Origin of the sequence: Cellulomonas hominis, assembly GCF_014201095.1 — a bacterium.
In the GTDB taxonomy this organism is placed as follows: Bacteria; Actinomycetota; Actinomycetes; order Actinomycetales; family Cellulomonadaceae; genus Cellulomonas; species Cellulomonas hominis.
This window is the reverse complement of record NZ_JACHDN010000001.1, coordinates 2,503,735-2,527,107: the sequence shown is the minus strand read 5'-3', so window position 1 is coordinate 2,527,107 and position 23,373 is coordinate 2,503,735. Positions and strand designations below refer to the sequence as shown.

The 23,373-nt window shown below is 75.5% G+C and carries 20 protein-coding genes; 11 read left to right on the top strand and 9 right to left on the bottom strand.

Translation table 11 applies throughout. The features are described from left to right. Nucleotides 1-127 precede the first annotated feature (127 nt). Nucleotides 128-1,093, top strand: coding sequence for an HhH-GPD family protein (locus HNR08_RS11880; RefSeq protein ID WP_146837801.1), 966 nt, complete (start codon nt 128-130; stop codon nt 1,091-1,093). 16 nt (nt 1,094-1,109) lie between these two features. Here HNR08_RS11880 and HNR08_RS11875 read toward each other — a convergent pair whose 3' ends face one another. Genes HNR08_RS11875 through HNR08_RS11865 form a run of 3 tightly spaced genes read right to left on the bottom strand, consistent with a single transcriptional unit; the run spans nt 1,110 to nt 3,322 of the window. Continuing rightward, nucleotides 1,110-1,625 carry an amino-acid N-acetyltransferase gene (locus HNR08_RS11875; RefSeq protein ID WP_146837803.1) on the bottom strand — a complete coding sequence of 172 codons (516 nt, stop codon included), beginning with the start codon at nt 1,623-1,625 and terminating at the stop codon, nt 1,110-1,112. 4 nt (nt 1,626-1,629) lie between these two features. Continuing rightward, the gene (locus HNR08_RS11870) at nt 1,630-2,325 is read right to left on the bottom strand and encodes a TetR/AcrR family transcriptional regulator (RefSeq protein WP_146837805.1); all 696 of its coding nucleotides are present in this window, start codon (nt 2,323-2,325) and stop codon (nt 1,630-1,632) included. A gap of 46 nt (nt 2,326-2,371) precedes the next feature. Beyond that, the gene (locus HNR08_RS11865) at nt 2,372-3,322 is read right to left on the bottom strand and encodes a sugar-binding transcriptional regulator (protein WP_146837807.1); all 951 of its coding nucleotides are present in this window, start codon (nt 3,320-3,322) and stop codon (nt 2,372-2,374) included. Nucleotides 3,323-3,484: 162 nt separating this feature from the next. Between HNR08_RS11865 and HNR08_RS11860 the strand changes: the two genes are divergently transcribed. The 3 genes from HNR08_RS11860 to glpK all read left to right on the top strand — a co-directional run bounded on the left by HNR08_RS11860 (nt 3,485) and on the right by glpK (nt 7,836). Then, nucleotides 3,485-5,302: a glycerol-3-phosphate dehydrogenase/oxidase gene (locus HNR08_RS11860; protein ID WP_146837809.1), complete on the top strand. Its 1,818-nt coding sequence runs from the start codon at nt 3,485-3,487 to the stop codon at nt 5,300-5,302. A 101-nt stretch (nt 5,303-5,403) separates the two neighbouring features. Then, nucleotides 5,404-6,150, top strand: a complete 747-nt coding sequence (locus tag HNR08_RS11855) for an MIP/aquaporin family protein (protein WP_371862383.1) — start codon at nt 5,404-5,406, stop codon at nt 6,148-6,150. 165 nt (nt 6,151-6,315) lie between these two features. Then, nucleotides 6,316-7,836: a glycerol kinase GlpK gene (gene glpK / locus HNR08_RS11850; protein ID WP_146837811.1), complete on the top strand. Its 1,521-nt coding sequence runs from the start codon at nt 6,316-6,318 to the stop codon at nt 7,834-7,836. Nucleotides 7,837-7,906: 70 nt separating this feature from the next. On the opposite strand, the gene HNR08_RS11845 is transcribed toward glpK, so the two are convergent. The 4 genes from HNR08_RS11845 to mgtE all read right to left on the bottom strand — a co-directional run bounded on the left by HNR08_RS11845 (nt 7,907) and on the right by mgtE (nt 12,219). After that, a complete protein-coding gene (locus HNR08_RS11845; protein WP_146837813.1) occupies nt 7,907-9,007 on the bottom strand; it encodes a sugar kinase in 1,101 nt (366 codons plus the stop codon). A 26-nt stretch (nt 9,008-9,033) separates the two neighbouring features. Beyond that, a complete protein-coding gene (eda, locus tag HNR08_RS11840; RefSeq protein WP_146837815.1) occupies nt 9,034-9,669 on the bottom strand; it encodes a bifunctional 4-hydroxy-2-oxoglutarate aldolase/2-dehydro-3-deoxy-phosphogluconate aldolase in 636 nt (211 codons plus the stop codon). Between the two features lie 276 nt (nt 9,670-9,945). Further along, nucleotides 9,946-10,749: an IclR family transcriptional regulator gene (locus HNR08_RS22735; RefSeq protein ID WP_146840688.1), complete on the bottom strand. Its 804-nt coding sequence runs from the start codon at nt 10,747-10,749 to the stop codon at nt 9,946-9,948. A gap of 57 nt (nt 10,750-10,806) precedes the next feature. Next, nucleotides 10,807-12,219 carry a magnesium transporter gene (mgtE, locus tag HNR08_RS11830; RefSeq protein ID WP_146840689.1) on the bottom strand — a complete coding sequence of 471 codons (1,413 nt, stop codon included), beginning with the start codon at nt 12,217-12,219 and terminating at the stop codon, nt 10,807-10,809. Nucleotides 12,220-12,912: 693 nt separating this feature from the next. On the opposite strand from mgtE, the gene recQ reads away from it, so the two are divergent. Together recQ and HNR08_RS11820 are read left to right on the top strand one after the other, a co-directional pair. Next, nucleotides 12,913-15,057, top strand: coding sequence for a DNA helicase RecQ (gene recQ / locus HNR08_RS11825; RefSeq protein WP_371862414.1), 2,145 nt, complete (start codon nt 12,913-12,915; stop codon nt 15,055-15,057). Further along, nucleotides 15,057-16,016, top strand: coding sequence for an AEC family transporter (locus HNR08_RS11820; protein WP_146840690.1), 960 nt, complete (start codon nt 15,057-15,059; stop codon nt 16,014-16,016). The genes recQ and HNR08_RS11820 overlap by 1 nt, the downstream gene beginning before the upstream one ends. Before the next feature lie 77 nt (nt 16,017-16,093). Here HNR08_RS11820 and HNR08_RS11815 read toward each other — a convergent pair whose 3' ends face one another. Next, nucleotides 16,094-16,939, bottom strand: coding sequence for an alpha/beta fold hydrolase (locus tag HNR08_RS11815; protein WP_146840691.1), 846 nt, complete (start codon nt 16,937-16,939; stop codon nt 16,094-16,096). Continuing rightward, complete coding sequence (locus tag HNR08_RS11810; RefSeq protein WP_146840692.1) at nt 16,936-17,976, bottom strand: aldo/keto reductase; 1,041 nt, start codon at nt 17,974-17,976, stop codon at nt 16,936-16,938. Before HNR08_RS11810 ends, HNR08_RS11815 begins: the two co-directional genes overlap by 4 nt. A gap of 85 nt (nt 17,977-18,061) precedes the next feature. Between HNR08_RS11810 and HNR08_RS11805 the strand changes: the two genes are divergently transcribed. The 5 genes from HNR08_RS11805 to HNR08_RS11785 all read left to right on the top strand — a co-directional run bounded on the left by HNR08_RS11805 (nt 18,062) and on the right by HNR08_RS11785 (nt 23,364). Next, entirely contained in the window at nt 18,062-18,526 is a 465-nt protein-coding gene (locus tag HNR08_RS11805) for a tRNA (cytidine(34)-2'-O)-methyltransferase (protein ID WP_146840693.1), read from the top strand. A gap of 104 nt (nt 18,527-18,630) precedes the next feature. After that, on the top strand, nt 18,631-20,154 hold the full coding sequence (locus tag HNR08_RS11800) for an APC family permease (RefSeq protein WP_246803209.1): 1,524 nt from the start codon (nt 18,631-18,633) through the stop codon (nt 20,152-20,154). 14 nt (nt 20,155-20,168) lie between these two features. After that, nucleotides 20,169-20,753, top strand: coding sequence for a YdeI/OmpD-associated family protein (locus HNR08_RS11795; RefSeq protein WP_146840694.1), 585 nt, complete (start codon nt 20,169-20,171; stop codon nt 20,751-20,753). 181 nt (nt 20,754-20,934) lie between these two features. Next, the gene (locus HNR08_RS11790; RefSeq protein WP_221286864.1) at nt 20,935-22,749 is read left to right on the top strand and encodes a gamma-glutamyltransferase family protein; all 1,815 of its coding nucleotides are present in this window, start codon (nt 20,935-20,937) and stop codon (nt 22,747-22,749) included. 99 nt (nt 22,750-22,848) lie between these two features. After that, nucleotides 22,849-23,364, top strand: coding sequence for a MarR family winged helix-turn-helix transcriptional regulator (locus HNR08_RS11785; protein WP_183835017.1), 516 nt, complete (start codon nt 22,849-22,851; stop codon nt 23,362-23,364). Nucleotides 23,365-23,373 lie beyond the last annotated feature (9 nt).

Here is a 23,373-nt window from a genome sequence, read left to right as displayed (position 1 = left end):
GTAGCGCCGGACCCGCCCTCCCCCGAGCCGCCCCGCCGACCACCCCCCGATTCCCCGCAGCTCGCCGAGATCGGCGCGGGTCGGGGCCGGGGGCGGGATTCGGGTCCGGGGGCGGCGGCGGGTGAGGATGTGCCCCGTGCCCGCCGATCCCACCCCGACCGCGCCCGGCGCCGCGCCCGCCGTCCCGGACGCCGCCGCCGTCCGCGGGGCGGTCGTCGCGTGGTTCGACGTGCACGCCCGGGACCTGCCGTGGCGGGCGCCGGACCGCACGGCGTGGGGCGTCCTGGTCAGCGAGGTCATGCTGCAGCAGACCCCGGTGGTCCGGGTGGAGCCGGCGTGGCGGGCCTGGATGTCCCGGTGGCCGCGCCCGGCCGACCTCGCCGCCGCCAGCCCCGCGGACGTGCTGCGCGCCTGGGACCGCCTGGGCTACCCGCGCCGCGCGCTGCGGCTGCAGGAGTGCGCCCGCGCGGTCGTCGAGCGGCACGGCGGCGAGGTCCCGTCGGACGAGGCCGAGCTGCTGGCGCTGCCGGGCATCGGGTCGTACACGGCCGCGGCGGTGCGGGCGTTCGCGTTCGGGCGGCGGTCGGTGGTGCTGGACACGAACGTGCGGCGGGTGCTGGCCCGGGTCGTCGAGGGCGCGGCGCTCCCGGCGCCGACGCCGACCGTCGGGGAGCGTGCGGCGGCCGAGGCCCTGGTCCCCCCGGACGACGCCGGGGCGGCGCGGTGGGCGGCGGCGTCGATGGAGCTGGGCGCCCTGGTGTGCACGGCGCGCGCCCCGCGGTGCCCGGCGTGCCCGGTGCGGGACCTGTGCGCGTGGCGGGCGGCCGGGTCGCCCGCGGACGTGCACGCGCCGCGGCGGCGCACCCAGGCGTGGGCGGGCACCGACCGGCAGGTGCGCGGCCGCATCATGGCGCTGCTCCGCGAGGCGCTCGAGCCCGCCCCGGCGTCGGCGGTGGCCGCGGTGTGGCCGGACGACGCGCAGCGGGAGCGCTGCCTGGCGGGCCTGCTCGCGGACGGCCTGGTGGAGCGGGTCGCGGTGGAGCGGGCCGGAGACGGCGACGACGCCGGGCCGCGCTACCGGCTCCCCGTCTGAGGAGCGGGCGGGGCGGTCAGTCGAGCTCGACGATCATCCGCGTGTTGCCGAGCGTGTTCGGCTTCACCCGCGCCAGGTCCAGGAACTCCGCGACCCCGTCGTCGTGCGACCGCAGCAGCTCGGCGAACACCTCGGGCGGCACCGCCGGCCCGGCGACCTGGCCCCAGCCGTGCCCGGCGAAGAAGTCGACCTCGAACGTCAGGCAGAACAGCCGCCGCAGCCCGAGCTCGCGCGCCCGCACGGTCAGCGCCTCGAGCAGGGCGTGCCCGACGCCGCGCCCGCGCCACTCCCGCGCGACGGCGAGCGTGCGGATCTCGGCGAGGTCCTGCCACATCACGTGCAGGGCGCCGCAGCCGATCAGGGTGCCGTCCGGCGTCTCGGCGACGTGGAACTCCTGGACCGCCTCGTAGTACCCGACCCACTCCTTCGCGAGCAGGATGCGCTCGTCGGCGTACGGCTGGACCAGGTCGCGGATGCCGCGGACGTCGGCGGGCAGGGCGGGGCGGATCCGGAACGCGGGCTGGTCGGTCACCGGGTCAACCTACGTCGCGCGCCGGCTCGGCCGCCGCACCGTCCAGCACGTCGTCCCCCGGCAGGTGCGGGTGCGGCACCAGGGCCGCCGCGCCGGCCCGCGCCCGGGCGACCGCCGCGTCGTCCAGCCCGAGCACCCGCAGCGCGGCGTCCGCGACCAGCGGGGCGACCTCGCCGGCCGCGGCGGCCCCGCTGCGGCGGGCCGTGATGACCGACTCGACCAGGCCGAACACGAGCGTCCCCGCGCCGAGGGCCGCGCCCGGGCCGGCGACCGCCGCGACGAGCTCCCCGTACGCCTCCCGCAGCCGCGCCCGGTCCTCGTGGAACTCCGCGAACGCGACGTCCTCGACCTCGGGGAGCCGCAGCAGCGCGCCGACGTTGACCGGGCCGTCCGCGAGCCAGCGGGCGTCCGTGTCGCACAGCGCCCACAGCCGGGCCGCGGGCTCGCCGGTCTCGGCGAGCAGCCGCTCCGCGAGGTCGAGCGGGGGCCGGACGGTGTCGAGCAGCAGCGTGCGCAGCAGGGCGTCCTTGCCGCGGAAGTGGTGGTAGATCGACGCCTGCTTGACCCCGGCGCGCTCGGCGATCGCGTACGTCGACGTCGCGGTGTAGCCGACGGCGGCGAACAGGCTCGCGGCGGCGGCGAGCACGGCGCCGCGGGTGTCGCGCTCCTCGGCGGCGCGGGGCCGTCCCGGTCGGGTCATGCCGGCGGACGGTAGCAGGCCCGCGTCACCGGCACGTGTCGGGCCGTCAGGCGATCTCGAGCAGCCGCGCGGCGGTGCGCTCGTCGACCACGAGGTCCGTCATCGTCCCGGCGCGCAGCGCGGCCAGCAGCGGCACCGCCTTGTTGTCCCCGGCGACCGCGCACAGCCGCCGCGGGATCCGCCGGAGCTGGTCGGGCGAGGGTCCGGTGGCGCGCGCGTTCAGCGGCACGTCCCGCCACGACCCGTCGGCGCGCAGGAACACCGTGCACACGTCCCCGACGACGGCCTGGTCGTGCAGCAGCGTGACGTCGTCCTCGTCCAGGTAGCCCGCGGAGTAGACGTGGGACGGCACGGAACCGGTCACGGACCCGACGGAGAACAGGGCGATGTCGGCCCGGATCTGCTCGTCGAGCACGCGCCGCACCGACCGCTCGCGCCACATCGCCTGCTTGGTCTCCGGGTAGTCGAAGAACGCCGGGACCGGGAAGTGGTGCACGGTCGCGCCGAACGCGGACCCGAACGACGCGATGAGGTCGCTGGCGTACTCGATGCCGGACGTGCGGGTGTTGGCCGCGCCGTTCAGCTGCACGACCACGCTGCCGTGCGTCGGCTTCGGCTGGAGGCGCCGGGACACCGCCGCGAGCGTGGTCCCCCAGGCGACGCCGAGGATCATGTCGGAGTCGAACCAGGACCCCAGCAGGCGCGCGGTGGCGCGGGCCACCTGGTCGAGCGTGTCGACCTGCTCGCCGGAGTCCGGCACCGGCACCACGTACGTGTCGATGCCGAACTCCGCGGAGATCGTGCGGCCCAGCCCGGGCGCGCGCATCGTCGAGGGCCGGAGGGTGATCTCGACCATCCCGGTCTCCCGGGCGCGCTTCAGCAGCCGCGAGACGGTGGACCGCGAGGTGCCCAGGTGGCGGGCGATCACGTCCATCTTGACGTCCTGCAGGTAGTACATCGAGGCCGCGCGCAGCACGTCCTGCTCCCGGTCGGCCATCGCCCACGACCTCCTCGTCGATGCACATTCGTGCACAGCGGTTGCGCGTCTGTTCGCGTCGTGACGACGATAGCGAACAGACAGGACCGAAGTCCCAGTCTGCGGGCCCTCCACGGCCGGCGACAGGGGTGAGGCCGGAGCAAGACCGCGATGGAGTGGGACATGAGGACCGCAGCACTGACCCCCCGCCTGCGTGACGACGCGCTGGCGACCCTGCGAGCGACCACGGAGGGCGGGCCCGAGCTCGACGTCCTGGTCATCGGCGGCGGCGTCACGGGCGCCGGCATCGCCCTGGACGCGGTGACCCGCGGCCTGTCGACCGCCGTGATCGACGCGCAGGACTGGGCGTCCGGCACGTCGAGCCGGTCCAGCAAGCTCGTGCACGGCGGCCTGCGCTACCTGCAGATGCTGGACTTCCACCTGGTCCGCGAGGCGCTCACCGAGCGCGACCTGCTGATCTCGGACCTGGCGCCGCACCTGGTCAAGCCGGTGTCGTTCCTCTACCCGCTCGAGAACCGGGTGTGGGAGCGGGCGTACGTCGGCGCGGGCGTCGCGCTCTACGACACGCTCGCCAGCGTCAACGGCCGCCACCGCGCGATGCCGATCCACCGGCACCTCACCCGCAAGGGCATGGAGCGGCTGTTCCCCGACCTGCGGCACGACGCCGCGATCGGCGCCGTCCGCTACTGGGACGCGAGCGTGGACGACGCCCGCCTGGTCTCCACCCTGATCCGCACCGCGGTCTCCTACGGCGCGCACGCGGCGTCCCGCACGCAGGTGGTCGGCCTCACGACGACGTCGGGCGGCGCGGTGACCGGCGCCGAGCTGGCGGACCTCGAGACGGGCGAGCGGTTCACCGTCCGCGCCCGGCACGTCATCAACGCCACCGGCGTGTGGACCGAGCAGACCGAGTCGCTCGCCGGCACCGAGGGCGGCCTGCGCGTGCTGGCCTCCAAGGGCATCCACATCGTCGTGCCGCGCGACCGGATCGCCGGGAACACCGGCCTGATCCTGCAGACCGAGAAGTCGGTGCTGTTCATCATCCCGTGGTCCCGCTACTGGGTGATCGGCACCACCGACACCCCGTGGGAGCAGGACCTCGTGCACCCCGTGGCCACCAGCGCGGACATCGACTACGTCATCGACCACGCGAACACGGTGCTGTCCCGGCCGATCACCCGGGAGGACGTCATCGGCACCTGGGCCGGCCTGCGGCCGCTGCTGCAGCCCGGCACCAAGGAGGGCACCTCGTCCGCGAAGGTGTCCCGCGAGCACACCGTCGCCTCCCCGACGCCGGGCCTGACCGTCATCGCCGGCGGCAAGCTCACGACCTACCGGGTGATGGCCAAGGACGCCGTCGACTTCGCCATCGGGTCCCGCGCGACGACGCTCCCGTCCATCACGCACAAGGTCCCGCTGGTCGGCGCGGAGGGGCTGCAGGTGCTGCAGCGCCAGTCGCGCGACATCGGCAACCGCTACGGCTGGGACCGCGGCCGGATGGACCACCTGCTGCACCGGTACGGCTCGCTGCTCGGCGAGCTGCTGGAGCTCGTGGACGCGGACCCGGAGCTGGGCCGGCCGTTGCCGAACGCCGCGGCGTACATCGGCGCGGAGATCGCCTACGCCGTCACCCACGAGGGCGCGCTGCACCTGGACGACGTCCTCATGCACCGCACCCGCCTGAACTACGAGCAGGCCGACAAGGGCGTCGGCGCCCTGGACGAGATCGCGGACATCATCGCCCCGCGGCTCGGCTGGGACGCCGCCACCCGCGAGCGCGAGATCGCCGCCTACCGGGCGCGCGCCGAGGCCGAGCACGCCGCCGCGCAGCAGCCCGACGACGCGGCCGCGCAGGCCGCCCGGGACGCCGCGGAGGACCTCGCGCCGCTGCTGCCGCTCGACGCCGACCCCGTCCACCCCGGTCACAAGCCCGGTTCGTCCCCCGACACCCCTGCCGCGAACCCCCCGGCAGGGACATGATCGGGTACTGAAGGCGCACCACCTGCGGTCCCCCGGCCGCACTCCGGTCCGCCGGAGCCCTACTACGAGACAACGACGTCCGTCTACGAAAGAGGTCGACTGTGGAGTCCATCTCGATCGGCGAGGCCATCCTCTCCGAGTTCCTCGGCACCGCGACCCTGCTCCTCCTGGGTGCAGGCGTGGTCGCCAACGTGATCCTGCCGAAGACGAAGGGGTTCGGCGGCGGCTGGCTGCTGATCAACTTCGGATGGGGCCTCGCGGTGTTCACCGCGGTCTACGTGGCCTTCAAGTCCGGCGCGCACCTGAATCCCGCAGTCACCCTCGGCATCTGGGCCGCGGGCAAGGAGGAGTTCGCCCCGGGCATCGAGGTGACCGCGGCCAACGGGTTCCTGTACATCGCGGCGCAGTTCGCCGGAGCCGCGGTCGGTGCGACGCTCGCCTACCTCGCCTACAAGAAGCACTTCGACCAGGACGCGGAGCCGGGCATCAAGCTCGCGGTGTTCTCCACCGGCCCGGAGCTGCGGTCCTACGGCTGGAACTTCATCACCGAGGTCATCGGCACCTTCGTGCTGGTGTTCTGGGTGGTCATCTCCGGCAACACGCCGGCGCAGATCGGCCCGCTCGGCGTCGCTCTCGTCGTGCTCGCGATCGGCGCCAGCCTCGGTGGTCCCACCGGCTACGCCATCAACCCGGCGCGTGACCTCGGTCCGCGCATCGCGCACGCCCTGCTCCCGATCAAGGGCAAGGGCTCGTCCGACTGGGGCTACTCCTGGGTGCCGGTGCTCGGCCCCGCCGTCGGCGGCATCCTCGGCGGTCTGCTGGCGCAGGCCCTCGGCTGGGTGTTCTGACCCGACCGCGCACGGCGGCCGGGTGCCCGTCCCACGCCCCTGCCGGGGTGGGCACCCGGTCCCGCCGGCCACCCGCGGCCCCCGCCGCGTCCGATCCCCCCGCGGTGCCGCCATGCGGCCCGCGCCCGCCGCTCCGGCGGGATCACTCGACCTGAAGGAAGTCACATGTCCGAGCAGTTCGTCATGGCGATCGACCAGGGCACTACCTCCACCCGGGCCATCCTGTTCAACCACGGCGGGCAGATCGTGTCCGTCGGGCAGACCGAGCACCAGCAGATCTTCCCGCGCGCCGGCTGGGTGGAGCACGACCCGAACGAGATCTGGAACAACACCCGCGAGGTCGTGGGCCTCGCGCTCACCCGGGCGAACAAGACCTACTCCGACGTCGCCGCCATCGGCATCACCAACCAGCGCGAGACCGCGGTGGTCTGGGACCGCACCACCGGCCAGCCGGTGTACAACGCGATCGTCTGGCAGGACACCCGCACCCAGAAGATCTGCGACGACCTCGCGGCCCTCGGCGGCGGCGCCGAGCGCTACAAGGACCGGGTCGGCCTGCCGCTGGCGACCTACTTCTCCGGCCCGAAGATCCGCTGGATCCTCGACAACGTCGAGGGCGCGCGGGAGAAGGCGGAGCGCGGCGAGCTGGCGTTCGGCAACACCGACGCCTGGGTGCTGTGGAACATGACCGGCGGCGTCGAGGGCGGCGTGCACGTCACCGACGTCACCAACGCCTCGCGCACGATGCTCATGAACGTCGACTCGCTCACCTGGAACGAGGAGATCGCGGCGGAGATGGGCGTGCCGCTGTCCATGCTCCCGGAGATCCGCTCCTCCTCGGAGGTCTACGGGCACGGGCGCCAGGGCGGCCTCGTCCCGGGCGTGCCGATCGCCGGCATCCTCGGCGACCAGCAGGCCGCGACGTTCGGCCAGGCGTGCTTCGAGGTGGGCACGGCCAAGAACACCTACGGCACCGGCAACTTCATGCTGCTGAACACCGGCACCGAGCCGGTCCCGTCCAAGAACGGCCTGCTCACGACCGTCGCCTACAAGATCGGCGACAAGCCGCAGGTGTACGCGCTCGAGGGCTCGATCGCGGTCACCGGCTCGCTGGTGCAGTGGCTGCGCGACAACCTCGGCATGTTCATGGACGCGCCCGACATCGAGTACCTGGCGTCCAAGGTCGACGACAACGGCGGCGCATACTTCGTGCCGGCGTTCTCCGGCCTGTTCGCGCCGTACTGGCGCTCCGACGCCCGCGGTGCCCTCGTCGGGCTGACCCGGTACGTCAACCGCAACCACATCGCGCGGGCCGCGCTGGAGGCCACGGCCTTCCAGACCCGCGAGGTGCTGGACGCGATGAACGCCGACTCCGGCGTGGCGCTCACCGAGCTCAAGGTCGACGGCGGCATGACGGCGAACAACCTGCTCATGCAGTTCCAGGCGGACGTCCTCGACGTGCCCGTCGTCCGGCCGAAGGTCGCGGAGACCACGGCCCTGGGCGCCGCGTACGCCGCGGGCATCGCCGTCGGGTTCTGGGAGGGCGAGCAGGACGTCATCGACAACTGGGCGGAGGACCGCCGCTGGACGCCGAACATCGAGTCGGGCGAGCGGGACCGGCAGTACCGCCTGTGGAAGAAGGCCGTGACGAAGACCTTCGACTGGGTCGACGACGACGTGCGCTGACGACGCCGTCCCACGAGACCGGCCCCGTCCCCCGCGCGAGCGGAGGGCGGGGCCGGTCCGCGCGTCCCCCTCAGCGGTCGACGCGCGCGCCGCCGCCGCCCGCCAGCTTGAGCACCTCGGCCTTCGACGCCATGGTCGTGTCGCCGGGGGTGGTCATCGCCAGGGCGCCGTGCGCCGCGCCGTACTCGACGGCCGTGGCCAGCGGCTGCCCGTCGAGCAGGCCGTAGATCAGGCCGGACGCGAACGAGTCGCCGCCGCCCACCCGGTCGAGGATCTCCAGGCCCGGGCGGTGCGTGGCCTGCACCAGGCCGGACTCGCGCGACCACGCGATGGCGCCCCAGTCGTTGACCGTGGCGCTCCGGACGGTCCGGAGGGTCGTCGCGATGACCTCGAAGTTGCCGAACTCGGCGGCGACCTTGTCGATCATCGCCGCGAACGAGTCCACCTCGATCGCGGAGATGTTCTCGTCGACACCCTCGACCTCGAAGCCGAGCGCGGCCGTGAAGTCCTCCTCGTTGCCGATCATCACGTCGATGTGCCGGGCGATCTCCCGGTTCACCTCCTGCGCGCGGGCCTGGCCGCCGACCGCCTTCCACAGGCTCGGCCGGTAGTTCAGGTCGTAGGACACCACCGTGCCGTGCCGCTTCGCAGCGGTCACCGCGGCGATCACCGTCTCGGCCGCGGTCTCGGACAGCGCCGCGTAGATGCCGCCGGTGTGCAGCCACCGCACGCCGAGCTCGCCGAACAGGTGGTCCCAGTCGACGTCGGCGGGGGCGAGCTGGCTCGCCGCGGTGTTCCCGCGGTCGCTGACGCCCACCGCGCCGCGGACGCCGAAGCCCCGCTCGGTGAAGTTCAGGCCGTTCCGGACGCCGCGCCCGATGCCGTCGTACGGCACCCACCGGATGAACGAGGTGTCCACGCCGCCCTGCAGGATGAAGTCCTCGACCAGGCGGCCGATCTCGTTGTCCGCCAGCGCGGTCACGACGGCGCCGCGCAGGCCGAACGCCCGGCGCAGGCCGCGGGTGACGTTGTACTCGCCGCCGCCCTCCCAGGCGCGGAACTGGCGGGCGGTGCGGATGCGGCCCTCCCCCGGGTCGAGCCGCAGCATCACCTCGCCGAGCGAGACGGCGTCGTAGCGGACATCGGCGGCGGGGCGGATCTGCAGGGGCATGTCGGGTCCTCCGGTCGGGGCGGTCGTCAGGGGCGCAGGCGGGCGGCGAGGGCGACGGCGTCGGCGACCAGGGCGCGCACGCCCTCGAGGTCGCCGGCGCGCACGCGGTCGCGGGGCACCATCCACGACCCGCCGACGGCGGCGACGCACGGCAGGGCCAGGTACTCGTCGAGGTTCGCCGGGCCGACGCCGCCGGTCGGGACGAACCGGGCGCCGCCGAACGGCGCGGCGAGCGCGGAGATCGCCTTGCTGCCGCCCGAGGTCCCGGCCGGGAAGAACTTCACCGTGTCGAGCCCGAGCTCGAGCGCGGCCTGCACCTCGGTGGCCGTGACGGCGCCCGGCAGCACGGGGACGCCGAGCTCCTGCGCCCGCTCGACCACCGCGCGGGACGTCCCCGGGGAGACCAGGTAGCTCGCGCCGGCCTTGACGGCCTGCTCGACCTGGTCGGTCGTCACGACGGTGCCGGCGCCGACCAGCACGTCGCCGCGGTCGGCCATCGCGCGGATCGCGTCGGCCGCGGCGGCGGTGCGGAAGGTGACCTCGGCGACCGGCAGGCCGCCACCCACCAGCGCGTCGGCGAGCGGGCCGGCGTCGCGGGCCTCGTCGAGCACCACCACGGGCACCAGGCGGTGCGCGGCGAGGCGGATGAGGACGTCGTCCATGCGAACTCCTTCGTTCCACTGTGCGCAACGCTCGTCGCGCTGTCCGCAACTGAGGGTGCCACAGCGGGCGCGCGGGAGCAACGCCCTCCTGCGCGCGCCGGGGCGGCGAGGTCGCAGCAGGTGCTGGCTTCGGGGGGCCGGGGGCAGCATCTGCTGCACCCTCGGCGGGGATCCGGAGGGCGGGGGCGGGGCGGGGCCTGCGGGGCGGGGCGTGTCCGCGGGGTCAGCGCGGGGCGGGGGCGGGGCGGGGCCTGCGGGCGGGGCGCGCCCGTGGGGTCAGCGCGGGGCGGGGAGCGCCAGGCCGGCCGGGAGGAGCGGGGGGACGACCGCGCGGATGCGGTCGTGCAGCTCGGACATGCGCCTGGGCGTCATGCGGTCCGCGGGCGCGGTGATGCTCAGGGCCGCCGCGGGCCGGGTGCCGCGCAGCAGCGGAACGGCGAGGCACGCGATGCCCGGCTCGTTCTCCTGCAGCTCGACGGCGTACCCGCGCTCCCGTGCCCGGGCGAGCTCGTCGGCGACGTGGTCGGCGTCGACGCGGCCCGCCGGCTCGACCGCGCGGACGTAGCCGTCGAGGGTGGGGCGCGGGGTGTCGCGGAACGCGAGCATCGCCCGGCCGAGCGCCGTGGTGACCGCCCAGTTCCGGCGGCCGATCGCGGACCACACCCGGACGGCGCGCTCCGGCTCGACCTTGTCGAGGTAGACGACCTGCACGCCGCTGAGGACGCCGAGGTGCACGAGCTCGTCCGCCGCGGCGCACAGCGCGACCAGCGCCCCGTGCAGCCGGGCGGGCAGGTCGTCCTCGGCGAAGTAGCGGTCCGCGAGCAGCACGGCCGCCGGGCCCAGCGCGTACCGGCCGGAGTCCGGGTCCTGGGCCACGTAGTCCCGGTGCCGGAGGGCCGCGAGCGAGCGGTGCACGGTCGTCTTGTGCACGCCCAGCGCGGCGGACAGGTCGGCGAGCGACGCCCCGCCCGGGCCCGCGGCGGCCACCGCGTCGAGGGTGCGCAGGGCGCGGTCGACGCTCTCGACCGGGGACGCCGCCCCGGCCGACGCGTCGGCCGCCCGGCCGGTCTCGTCCCGCACGGGCCCACCCTACGGCCCGCGCGGGACGGCTCCGGTCGGGCCCCGGTCAGGACCCGGTCAGGCCCCGAGCGAGGAGATCAGGAGCCTGGCGACCTCGAAGTAGATGATCAGGCCGGTGCCGTCGACCAGCGTCGTGATCATCGGGCCGGAGACGACGGCGGGGTCGATCCCGATCCGGCGGAGCACCAGGGGCAGCACCGAGGCGACGAGCGACGACCAGAGGACGATCGCCGCCGCGGCGACGGCGACGGTCAGCGCGACCTCCGGCCCGACGCCGAGGGTCCACGCACGCAGCCAGCCGACGGTCGCGATCGTGACCGCGATCAGCGCGCCGGTGGTGAGCTCCTTGCGCAGCACCTTCCCGACGTCGCGGAGCCGCACCTGCCCGACGGCCATCGCCCGGATCAGGGTCGTCGTGATCTGCGTGCCGGCGTTGCCCCCCGTGCCGATGAGGAGCGGGACGAAGAACGCCAGCGCGATGACGGTGTCGAGCTCCTCCTCGAACGCGCGCAGCACCGTGCCCGTGTACATCTCCGCGATGAACAGGACGAGCATCCAGACGATCCGCTTCCGCCACAGCAGCCACGGCGACGCCCGCAGGTACGGCACGTCCAGCGGCTGCGCACCGCCCTGGCGCACCGCGTCCTCGGTGGCCTCCTCCTCGACGATGTCCGCGACGTCGTCCGGGGTCAGCACCCCGAGCAGCTGGCCGTCGGCGACCACGGGCAGGGCGGTCAGCCGGTGCCGGTGCAGCAGCCGCGCCGCGGCCTCCTGGTCCGCGGTGGGCTCGACGGTGACGACGTCCTCCCGCATCAGGCTCGCGACCTGCCGGTCGGACCCGGCCAGCACCAGGTCGCGGAACGACACCACGCCGAGCAGCACCGGGCCGGCGTCGTCGGTGGGCGTGGTCGTGACGTAGACCTCGCCGCTCTCCGCGGCGGACTCGGTCTGCTCGCGCACCGCGGCGACGGCCTCGCGCACGGACATCCCCGGGCGCACGGACACGACGTCCGGGTTCATGCGCGCGGCGGCGGAGTCCTCCGGCCAGGCGAGCAGCCCGCGGACGACGGCCGACCGCGTGACCCGCATGGCGGCGAGGACCGCGGCCCGGTCGGCGTCCGGGAGGCTGCGCAGCAGCTCGGCGGCCTCGTCCGCGTCGAGGCTGTCGACCAGCCCGGCGGCGACGGCCGGCTCGACGACCTGCACGACCTCCGCGGCGGCGTGCGGGTCGAGCGACCCGAGCAGGTCCGCGGCCGTGGCCGGGTCGAGCAGGCCGACGAGCGACCGGACCTGCCGGTCGGAGAGCTCGGCGAGCTCGTCCGCCCGGGTCCGGGCGTCCGGGGTGTGCTGCAGCCACGCCGCGACGGCGGCGCGGGTGCCGACGGCGACGACGTCGTGCAGGTCGAGGTGGGCGGGGAGCCCGTCGCCGGCGCGGCGCGGGGGCAGGACGGTGGTGGTGTGGCGGGTCATGACGCACTCCTGACGTGGCGGGGCCACGGGCGCGACGACCCGGTCCCGGGCACTCCGGGCACGGCACCGCCGGACGCGGCGCGCGGCGGGGCGCGGGGCGGTGGGCGGTGGCGTGCGGGCCCGGACGACGCGGCGGGCGGCGGGGCGCGGCACCGTCGTCGGCGCGAGACGTGCGGGGCACGGGAGGCGCGCCGGCGGCGGCACGGCACGGGCCGGACCGGTCGACGGGGATCGGGTCGTCACGGCACGGGGCCGGTGACGGTGGGTGCGCCGCACGGCGGCGGCGCCGGAGCGCCGCGGGGTGCGCGGCGCCGGTGCTCCGTCGACGCCTCGACGTCCGGCTCGCGCGGACCCGGGCCCTGCGGTGAGGGCGGCTCAGGCCGGCGCGTGCAGCACGACGGGCGTCGACGGATGCCGACTACTGGCGGTGTCGTCCATCGCGTCCACCTCCTCGCCCTCGTGCCGTCCCGGGCCGGACGGCCCGCCCCGAGGATAGGCCCGGTCCGCTGGCGGGCCAACCCCGGATCGCGTCACACCGTGGCGCCACGCGGGGCGCCACGCGGGACGCCCGGGACGTTCCGGGGAGCGGGGCGCGGCCCGCGCGACCACCTCCCGCGACCTCGGTGCCCGCGGGTCGGACCGGGCCTGTGGACGACGGCGGTGACGTCGGACCCCGCGGCTAGGGTGGACGGCGTGACGCAGGCATGGGACGACGAGTGGCCGCTGCCCGACGAGCCGCCGTACGACCCGGCCGAGGAGCCCCCGTACGAGCCGGACCGCGGGCACCGGGCCGCCGCGCCCGCCCGCGCCGCCGCGCCCGCCGCCCCGCCACCCGGGGTGCCGGGCGAGCCGCACCCGGTCCCCCGGCCCGCGCACGACACCACGACCGGCCGCGCCCCGGTCGACGTCCTGCGCGAGGTGTGGGGCTACGACGCGTTCCGCGGCGAGCAGGCGGAGATCATCGACACCGTCGTCGCCGGCGGGGACGCGCTCGTCCTCATGCCGACGGGCGGCGGCAAGTCGCTCTGCTACCAGGTGCCCGCGCTGGTCCGCGGTGGCACCGGCGTGGTGGTCTCCCCCCTCATCGCGCTGATGCAGGACCAGGTCGACGCGCTGTCGGCGCTCGGCGTCCGGGCCGGGTTCCTCAACTCGACCCAGGACCTCGGGCAGCGCCGGGCCGTCGAGCGGGCCCTGCTGGACGGCGAGCTGGACCTGCTGTACCTCGCCCCCGAGCGGCTCCGGGTGCCCGAGACCCTCGCGCTGCTCGACCGCTGCGCGATCAGCCTGTTCGCGATCGACGAGGCGCACTGCGTGTCCCAGTGGGGCCATGACTTCCGGCCCGACTACCTCGGGCTGTCGGTGCTGCACGAGCGGTGGCCGGACGTGCCGCGGATCGCCCTGACCGCGACCGCCACCGCCGCGACCCGCGCGGAGATCGCCGAGCGCCTCGACCTCACCGCGGCCCGGCAGTTCGTCGCCTCGTTCGACCGGCCGAACATCCAGTACCGGATCGTGCCGAAGGCCAGCCCGCGCACCCAGCTGCTCGACCTGCTGCGGACCGAGCACGCCGGCGACTCGGGCATCGTCTACTGCCTGTCGCGCGCATCCGTCGAGCAGACCGCCGAGTTCCTCAGCGACCAGGGCATCCCCGCGCTGCCCTACCACGCGGGGCTCGACCGGCAGGTCCGCGCACGGAACCAGGCCCGGTTCCTGCGCGAGGACGGGCTCGTCATGGTCGCGACGATCGCGTTCGGCATGGGCATCGACAAGCCCGACGTGCGGTTCGTCGCGCACCTCGACCTGCCGAAGTCCGTCGAGGGCTACTACCAGGAGACCGGGCGCGCCGGGCGCGACGGCCGGCCCTCGACCGCGTGGCTGGCGTACGGCCTGCAGGACGTCGTGCAGCAGCGCAAGATGATCGACACCTCCGAGGGCGACGCCGCGCACCGCCGGCGGCTGTCGGCGCACCTCGATGCGATGCTCGCCCTCTGCGAGACCGTGACCTGCCGCCGGGTCCAGCTGCTGGCCTACTTCGACCAGGACGCCGAGCCGTGCGGCAACTGCGACACCTGCCTCGCACCGCCGCAGACCTGGGACGGCACCGTCGCGGCGCAGAAGCTGCTGTCGACCGTCGTCCGCCTGGAGCGCGAGCGGAACCAGCACTACGGCGCCGGCCACCTCGTCGACATCCTGCTCGGCAAGCGCACCGCCCGGATCGACCAGCTCGGGCACGCCGGGCTGTCCACGTTCGGCGTGGGGTCGGACCTCGGCGACGCCCAGTGGCGCGGGGTGGTGCGGCAGCTGCTCGCGCAGGGCCTGCTGGGTGTCGACGCCGACGGCTACGGGACCCTGCGGCTGACCGAGGCGAGCGCCGAGGTGCTGCGCGGGGACCGGCCGGTGCCGCTGCGGCACGACGCCCGGCCGCCCGGGCGGGCCGCGCGCGGGGCCGCCGGGCGCCGGGGTGCGGCGGCCGCCGCGGCCCCAGCCGCCGAGCTGGGCGACGACGCCGCCGCGCTGTTCGAGCGTCTGCGGGCCTGGCGTGCGGCCACGGCCAAGGAGCAGGGGGTCCCCGCGTACGTGGTGTTCCACGACGCGACGCTCCGGGACATCGCCACGGCCCGGCCCGCCGACCTCGACGCGCTGTCCGGGATCTCGGGCGTCGGCGCGGCGAAGCTCGACCGGTACGGGCCCGGGGTCATCGCGACCCTCGAGGGCAGGCCCGCGCCGACCGCCGCCGAGGCGGAGCGGGACGCGGCGGCCGTCGGGCTGTTCGCGGACGGGGCGGACGGCGCGGACGCAGGCGACGAGCAGGGGGCGCACGGCGGTCCGACCGCCTGATGCTCGCCGTCCTCTCCGCGCTCGGCACGATCGTGGTCGTGGTCGTGGTCGGCTGGTTCGTCGGCCGCACCCGCGCGCTCGGGGAGGGCGCCCAGCGGGTGCTCGCCGCGACCGCGTTCACCGTGGCCACGCCCGCGCTGCTCATCGACACGCTCGGCCGCGCCGACCTGGGGCTGCTGGTGTCCCGGTCGGCGCTGGTCACGTTCCTCAGCACGACCGTCGTCGCGCTGCTCGCGGCGGCGTACCTGGGGCTGGTCCGGCACCGGCCGACCGGCGACCTCGTGGTCGGGGTGCTCGCGTCGTCGTGGGTGAACGCCGGGAACATCGGCATCCCGCTGACCGCCTACCTGCTCGGCAGCATCGTCACCGTCGTCCCGCCGACCCTGTACCAGCAGCTCGTGCTCGTCCCGATCGCCCTGGTGGTGCTCGACTCCCGGAACCGCCGGACCCGCGACGGCTCGGTCGCCGACCCGACCGCGCGCGTCCGGTTCGCCACCCTGCGGTCGGTCCTGCGCCGCACCCTGCGGAACCCGGTCATCGTCGGCACGCTCATCGGCCTGGTGCTCGCGGCCCTGCCGTGGACGCTGCCCGACGTCGTGCTCCAGCCGTTCGCGCTGCTCGGTGCCGCCGCGCCGCCGCTCGCGCTGCTGACGTTCGGGATGTCCCTGGCCGCCCCGCGGGTCAGCGCCGAGCAGGCGCCGCGCGGGGACGTCGCGCTCGTCGCGGTGCTGCGGGCGGTCGTGCACCCGGCGCTGGCCATCGGGCTCGGCACCGCGCTCGGGCTGCGGGGGGAGGCGCTGCTCGCGGTGGCGGTCGTGTCGGCGCTGCCGACGGCGCAGAACGTGCTGGTGTACGCGATCCAGTACCGGCAGGGCACCGCGCTCGCCCGGGACGCAGGGCTGGTGACGACCGTGCTGGCGATCCCGGCGCTCCTGGTCGTCGCGGCCCTCCTCGGCTGACCTCCGCGCCGCCGCCGGCGCCGCACCACCGCCCGCGCCGCACCACCGCCCGCGCCGAGACAGGGCGCTGCGGGCGGTTACGCCGCCGCGTCCGCGCGGGCGACCGCCGCGTCGAGCGCGGCGAGGAACGCCGCCGGGGCCTCGCGGCGGATGTTGTGCCCCACCCCGGGGACCGGCGCGTGCGTGAGCAGCCCGTCCGGCGCGAGCCCGAGCACCGAAGCGGCCCGCGCGGCCTGCCCGGGGGTGACGACGGCACGCCCGGGCTCCGCGGTGAGCAGCGTGACGGGGACCCGGACGCCGGACAGCGCGCCCACCCAGTCCCGGGCGACCCAGTCGTGCGGGACCTCCGCGAGCCGCGGGTCGACGCCGGTCTTCGCCTGCGCCCAGCCGAGGATCTCGTCCTCCGGCCAGTCGGGGTTGTCGAGGCGTCCACGGGCGGCGATCTGCTCGACGGTCCGGCCGGCGAACGACGCGATGGCCGGGCCGAGCCACGTGGGCCGCCCGCGCTCGTCGTCGCGCGGCACCGCCGGGGCCGCAGCCGCCTCCGCGCCGCCGAGGCCCACCGCGCCGGCGTCGTCCGCCGCCGCGCCGAGCCGGCCGTCCTCGTGCCACGCCGGGTCCTCGAGGACGAGCGCCGCGACGAGCTCGGGCGCGGTGAGCGCGAGCTCCTCGGCGGTGACCCCGCCCATCGAGTGCCCGACGACCAGCGCGGGCCCCAGCGCGAGCTCCCGGAGCGCTGCGGCGGCGTCGGCCGCGAGCGCCGCGATGGTGAACGGCTCGTCGGGCAGCGGGACGCCGCCGTGGCCGCGGGCGTCGAGCGCGACCACCGTGCGGTCGGCGTACCGGGTCCGCACGCTCGGCCAGCAGGCCGCGGAGTCGGTCAGCCCGTGCAGCAGGACGACCGGGACGCGGGTGGCGCTCACCGCCGGGCGGTCCCGTCGACGGCGTGCGGCTCGATCGCGGCGATCTCGTCGTCGGTGAGCGGCGGGGCGGTCAGCGCGGCCACGTTGTCCTCGAGCTGCGCGACGGACGACGCCCCGATCAGCGCGGACGTGACGCGGGGGTCGCGCAGCACCCAGGTCAGCGCGAGCTGGGCGAGCGACTGGCCCCGGCCGCGGGCGATCTCGTCGAGCGCCCGGGCCCGCGCGAGGTAGGTCTCCGAGATGGAGTCCGCCGACAGGAACCGGCTGGTGGCGGCCCGGGAGTCCGCGGGCACCTCGCCGGACAGGTAGCGGCCGGTGAGCAGGCCCTGCTGCAGCGGGGAGAACACGATCATCCCGACGCCGAGGTCGCCGACGGCGTCGAGCAGCGACTCGGACTCCCCCTCGGCCACTCGCTCGACGTGCCGGTTGAACATCGAGTAGGAGGGCTGGTGGATGAGCAGCGGGGTGCCGAGGTCGGCGAGGATCCGCGCGGCCTCGCGGGTGCGGGACGGCGAGTAGTTGGAGATGCCGGCGTACAGCGCCTTGCCGCTGGTCACCGCGGTGTGCAGCGCGCCCATCGTCTCGGCCAGCGGCACGGACGGGTCCGGCCGGTGCGAGTAGAAGATGTCGACGTAGTCCAGGCCGGTGCGCGCGAGGGTCTGGTCCAGCGACGCCAGCAGGTACTTCCGCGAGCCGCCGTCGCCGTAGGGCCCGGGCCACATGTCGTAGCCCGCCTTGGAGGAGATGACGAGCTCGTCGCGGTACGGCCGCAGGTCCTGGGCCAGGTGCCGGCCGAAGTTCGCCTCCGCGGAGCCGTACGGCGGGCCGTAGTTGTTCGCGAGGTCGAGATGGGTGATCCCGAGGTCGAACGCCCGCCGCAGGACGGCGCGCTGGGTCTCCAGCGGGGTCACGTCTCCGAAGTTGTGCCACATGCCCAGGGACAGCGCGGGCAGGTCGAGCCCGCTGCGTCCGGTGCGGCGGTAGGGCATGTTCTCGTACCGGGCGTCGTCGGCGCGATACGGAGGCATGGTGGGCATCGGGGTCCTCTCGCGGGGGTGGTGCAGGTCCGCCCTCACGCTAGCGCCCACCACCGACGTCCCCCGACGGTGAGATCATCGCCCGGTGCTGCACGTCGTGTTCTTCGAGCCCCGCATCCCCGGCAACACCGGGAACGCCATCCGCCTGGCCGCCGCGACGGGGGCGACGCTGCACCTCGTGGAGCCGCTCGGGTTCGTGATGGACGAGCCGCGCCTCAAGCGCGCGGGCCTCGACTACCACGACCTCGCGCACGTGGTGGTGCACCCGGACCTGGACGCGGCCATGGCGGCGCTGGCCACGAGCCGCGTGTTCGCCTTCACGACGCACACCTCGACCCGGTTCACCGACGTGCGGTTCCGGGACGGGGACGCCCTGCTGTTCGGCCCGGAACCGACCGGGCTGCCGCCGGAGGCGCTCGAGCACCCCGGCGTGACGAACCGGCTGCGCATCCCGATGCTGCCGGGCCGGCGGTCGCTGAATCTCACGAACGCGGCCGCCACCGCTGTCTACGAGGCGTGGCGGCAGCTAGGCTTTCCGGGCGGAATCTGACGGTTCGTCCTGTCTGGTCTCACATCGCGGACCTCGCCGTGCGGCCTCGCACGACCTTCGCCATGCTCGCGCGGCACAACGTCGTCGACCGAGGGAGCCCCCCGGTGTCCATCACGAACCGCAGCGTCCTGCGCCGGAAGTCCGTCGAGGAGTCCCTGGCCAGCGTCGACGATCCGGAACGGTCCCTGCGCCGCGACCTGACCGCCTGGGACCTCGCCGTCCTCGGGGTCGCCGTCGCCGTCGGCGCGGGCATCTTCTCGGTCGGCGCGACCGCCGCCGCGAACTACGCGGGGCCGAGCGTCATCGTCTCGTTCCTCATCGCCTCGATCGTCTGCGCGCTCGCGATCATGTGCTACGCCGAGTTCGCCTCGACGCTGCCGGTCGCGGGGTCCGCGTACACGTTCTCCTACGCGACGGCCGGCGAGCTGGTCGCCTGGATCATCGGCTGGGACCTCATCCTCGAGATGCTGCTCGCCGCCGCGGTGATCGCGAAGTTCTGGGGCGTGTACCTGTCGGACGCCTTCGGGCTGTTCGGCGTCGACCTGCCGACGACGCTGCACCTCGGGCCGGTGGACCTCGAGTGGGGCCCGGTGCTGGTGGTCGGCGTGTTCACCACGCTGCTCGCCGTCGGGACCAAGCTGAGCACCCGCGTGAACAGCGTGTTCACGATCATCAAGGTCGGCATCACGCTGTTCGTCATCGTCGTCGGCTTCTTCTACGTGCGGGCCGACAACTACACGCCCTTCATCCCGCCGTCGCAGCCCGCGGAGTCCGACTCCGGCCTGCACCAGTCGCTCTTCGCGTTCCTGTCCGGCCTGGAGCCGACGACGTACGGCGTGGTCGGCATCCTGTCCGGCGCGGCGCTGGTGTTCTTCGCGTTCATCGGCTTCGACGTCGTCGCGACCACCGCGGAGGAGACGAAGAACCCGCAGCGCGCGGTGCCGCGCGGCATCCTCGGCGGCCTGGCCATCGTGACCGTGCTGTACATCCTCGTCACCGTCGTGGTCACAGGCATGGTGTCGTACACGGACCTCGCGGCGTCGGACTCGCCGTCGCTGACCACCGCGTTCGTGCTGGTGGGCGCGGACTGGGCGGGCAAGGTCATCTCGATCGGCATCCTCGTGGGCCTGACCTCCGTGATCATGGTGCTGCTGCTCGGCCTGACGCGGATCGTGTTCTCGATGAGCCGCGACGGCCTGCTCCCCCGGGGCATCTCCCGCACCTCGCCCCGGTACAAGACCCCGGTCCGGCTCCAGGTCGGCACGGGTGTCGTGGTCGCCCTCATCGCCGGCCTGTCCCAGGTCGAGCTGCTGGAGGAGATGATCAACATCGGCACGCTGTCGGCGTTCGTGCTGGTGAGCTTCGGCATCCCGATCCTGCGGCGCACCCGCCCGGACCTCACGCGCGGGTTCCGCGTGCCGTGGTCGCCGGCGCTGCCGATCATCTCGGGCGTGGCCTGCCTGTGGCTGATGTCCAACCTCACGACGCTGACCTGGCTGCGGTTCGCCGCCTGGCTGGCCCTCGGCCTGATCATCTACGCCGTGTACTCCTACCGGCACTCGCGGGTCGGCAAGGGCGAGACCCCGGACCCGATGGACGACCTGCCCGCGCCGGCCGGCGGGCACTGAGGGCGCGGGCACCGATGACCACCGGCCGGCTCGCGGACGCCCCGCGGTTCCACGCCGAGACGGTGACGGAGTGGCGGGACTGGCTCGCCGGGCACCACGCGACGTCGGAGGGCGTCTGGCTGGTCCGGTGGAAGCCCGCGACCGGGCGGCCGACGTTCGGCTACGAGGAGATGGTCGCCGAGGCGCTGGCCGTCGGCTGGATCGACGGCCAGGCCTGGGCGCCCGACGAGGCGACCACGATGCAGTGGTTCACCCGGCGGCGGCCGGGCAGCGTGTGGTCCCGGCTGAGCAAGGAGCGGGTCGCCCGGCTGGAGGCCGCGGGCCTCATGCAGCCGCCCGGCGCCGCCGCGGTCGCCGCCGCGCGGGCGGACGGCTCGTGGACGGTGCTCGACGAGGTCGAGGCGCTGGTCGTGCCCGCCGACCTGGCCGCGGCGCTCGACGCCACCCCGGGCGCCCGCGCGCACTGGGAGGCGTTCCCCGCCGGCCGGCGGAAGGCGGTGCTGCGCTGGCTGGTGGACGCGAAGCGCCCGGCCACCCGGGCGGCCCGCGTGGCGGAGGCGGCGCGGCGCGCGGGCGAGGGCGTGCCGGCGCGCGGCTGATGCGGCGGTACGCGCGCTGAGCCGGGGCGGGCGGCGGCGGAGGCAGGCCGCGGCCGGGCGGCGGCGCTACCGTGAACGACGCCCCGCCGTCCCGGCCCCCGCCACCCGCCCCCCGCCACCCGCCACCCGCCAGGAGTCGCCCGTGTTCACCACCCGCCCCGAGCTCGTCGGCACGCACGGCATGGTCGGCTCCACCCACTGGCTCGCGAGCGCGGTCGGCATGGCGGTGCTCGAGGCCGGGGGCAACGCGTTCGACGCGGCGGCCGCGGCCGGCTTCACGCTCCAGGTGGTCGAGCCGCACCTGAACGGCCCCGGCGGCGACGCCCCGATCATGGGGCACCGCGCGGCCGACGGGCACACGTTCGTCGTCTGCGGGCAGGGCACCGCGCCCGCCGCCGCGACCGTCGAGGCGTACACGGACCTCGGGCTCGACGTCGTCCCCGGCACCGGCCACCTCGCCGCCGTGGTGCCCGGGGCGTTCGGCGCGTGGCTGGACCTGCTCGCCCGGTACGGCACCCTGCCGCTCGCCGACGTGCTGTCCCCCGCGATCGGCTACGCACGGGACGGCTACCCGCTGGTCCCCGCCGCGGTCCGCACGATCCGCACGGTGGAGCGGCTGTTCGCCGAGCACTGGCCGACCTCCGCCGCGGTCTACCTGCCGGGCGGCGGCGTCCCGGAGCCGGGCGCCCGGTTCACGAACCCCGACCTCGCGGCGACCTACGCGCGGGTGCTCGCGGAGGCCGAGGCCGCCGGACCGGACCGGCTCACGCAGATCGAGGCGGCACGGCGGGCGTTCTACGAGGGCTTCGTCGCCGAGGCGATGGCGGACTTCGTGCGGACCCCGGTCCTGGACTCCTCGGGCACGCCGCACGCCGGGCTGCTCACCGGTGACGACCTCGCCGCCTGGCACCCGGGCGAGGAGCCCACCGTCGCGGTCGACTTCGCCGGCGTCCGGGTGCACAAGACCGGCGCGTGGGGGCAGGGCCCCGTGCTGCTGCAGCAGCTCCGGGTGCTCGAGGCGCTGGGCGTCGCGGACGCCGACCCGGGGTCCGCCGACCTCGTGCACACGGCCGTCGAGGTCGCCAAGCTCGCGTTCGCCGACCGGGAGGCCTGGTACGGCGACGCGGACGTGCCGCTCGACGCGCTGCTGTCCCGGGAGTACGCCGCCGAGCGGGCGCGCCTGGTCGGCCCCGAGGCCGCGGACGGGCTGCGGCCCGGGGCGCCCGGCGGCCGGGCGCCGCGGCTCGCGCGGGCGTTCGGCGAGCCGGTCGGCGGCGTCTGGCCGGGACGGTACGAGGACGCGGCGGCGGACGGCGCGGGCCTGGGCGGGACGGGCGAGCCGACGCGCGGGCCGTCGGGGCCGGATGCCCTGGCGCTGGAGGCCCCGCACGTGCGCCCGACCGGGGAGACCCGCGGCGACACCTGCCACGTCGACGTCGTGGACCGCTGGGGGAACCTCGTGTCCGCCACCCCGTCCGGCGGCTGGCTGCAGTCCTCCCCCGTGGTCCCCGGGCTCGGGTTCGGGCTGCCGACCCGCGCGCAGATGTTCTGGCTCGAGCCGGGGCTGCCCTCGTCGCTGCTGCCCGGGCGGCGGCCGCGCACGACGCTGAGCCCGGGCCTCGTGCTGCGGGACGGCGGCGGCGGGTTCGCGTTCGGCACGCCCGGCGGCGACCAGCAGGACCAGTGGACGCTGCCGTTCCTGCTGCACCACCTGCTGTGGGGCCTCGACCTGCAGGCCGCGATCGACGCGCCCGGCTGGCACTCCACGCACGTGCCGTCCTCGTTCCACCCGCGCACCAGCACGCGGCTCGGGGTGGAGGCCGAGTCCCGGCTCGGGGCGGCCGTGCTGACCGACCTCGCGCGCCGGGGGCACGCGGTGCGCGACGCCGGGCCGTGGGCGCTCGGCCGGGTCAGCGCCGCGGGCGTCCGGCCGGACGGCCTGCTGCACGCGGCGGCCAACCCGCGCGGCATGCAGGGCTACGCCGCGGGCCGCTAGCCACCGCCGGGCGTGAGGCGGGACACATCTCGACCGGAACAAGTTGCCCTACGCAACTGTCGTGATAGGTTGCCTGCTGCAACCAAGGAGGTCCCACCCGTGCCCCGTACCCCCGCCCACCGCGAGCTGATCGACGCGATCGCGCGTCTCCAGCGCGTGCAGCGGGAGGTCGCCACCGACCTGGCGCGCGACCTCGACTGCCCCCGCGCCGCCCTGAGCCTGCTCTGGGTGCTCGACAAGCGCGGCGAGATGGCGATCAGCGACGTCGCGCAGCACCTGCACGTCGACATGTCGGTGGCCAGCCGCCAGACGAGCGCGCTCGTCGACGCCGGGTACGCCGAGCGCAGCACGCCCGGCACCCCGGGCACGGACCGCCGCGTCCGCACGGTCCGGCTCACCGAGCTCGGCCGCACCTTCACCGCCGGGACCAAGCAGGCGCTCGACGACCGGGCCGCGGCGGTGTTCAGCGGCTGGAGCGTCGAGGACCTCATGTCCGCCGCCGCGCAGATCGAGCGCGTCGCGGACACCGTCGCCGCGCTCCGCGCCACCGCCCACCCGGTCCCCGCACCCGACGAGCCCGCCCCCGCGGCGGGCCTCGCCGCCACGGCCGTCTGACCGAGCCGC

Coding starts and splice junctions, on each gene's coding strand:
- mgtE (WP_146840689.1), bottom strand. CDS start 12,219: ATGACCCGCCACACCACCACCGTCCTGCCCCCGCGCCGCGCCGGCGAC.
- glpK (WP_146837811.1), top strand. CDS start 6,316: ATGTCCGAGCAGTTCGTCATGGCGATCGACCAGGGCACTACCTCCACC.
- HNR08_RS11790 (WP_221286864.1), top strand. CDS start 20,935: ATGGTCGGCTCCACCCACTGGCTCGCGAGCGCGGTCGGCATGGCGGTG.
- HNR08_RS11880 (WP_146837801.1), top strand. CDS start 128: ATGTGCCCCGTGCCCGCCGATCCCACCCCGACCGCGCCCGGCGCCGCG.
- HNR08_RS11845 (WP_146837813.1), bottom strand. CDS start 9,007: ATGCCCCTGCAGATCCGCCCCGCCGCCGATGTCCGCTACGACGCCGTC.
- HNR08_RS11860 (WP_146837809.1), top strand. CDS start 3,485: ATGAGGACCGCAGCACTGACCCCCCGCCTGCGTGACGACGCGCTGGCG.
- HNR08_RS11810 (WP_146840692.1), bottom strand. CDS start 17,976: ATGCCCACCATGCCTCCGTATCGCGCCGACGACGCCCGGTACGAGAAC.
- HNR08_RS11795 (WP_146840694.1), top strand. CDS start 20,169: ATGACCACCGGCCGGCTCGCGGACGCCCCGCGGTTCCACGCCGAGACG.
- eda (WP_146837815.1), bottom strand. CDS start 9,669: ATGGACGACGTCCTCATCCGCCTCGCCGCGCACCGCCTGGTGCCCGTG.
- HNR08_RS11870 (WP_146837805.1), bottom strand. CDS start 2,325: ATGACCCGACCGGGACGGCCCCGCGCCGCCGAGGAGCGCGACACCCGC.
- HNR08_RS11820 (WP_146840690.1), top strand. CDS start 15,057: ATGCTCGCCGTCCTCTCCGCGCTCGGCACGATCGTGGTCGTGGTCGTG.
- HNR08_RS11865 (WP_146837807.1), bottom strand. CDS start 3,322: ATGGCCGACCGGGAGCAGGACGTGCTGCGCGCGGCCTCGATGTACTAC.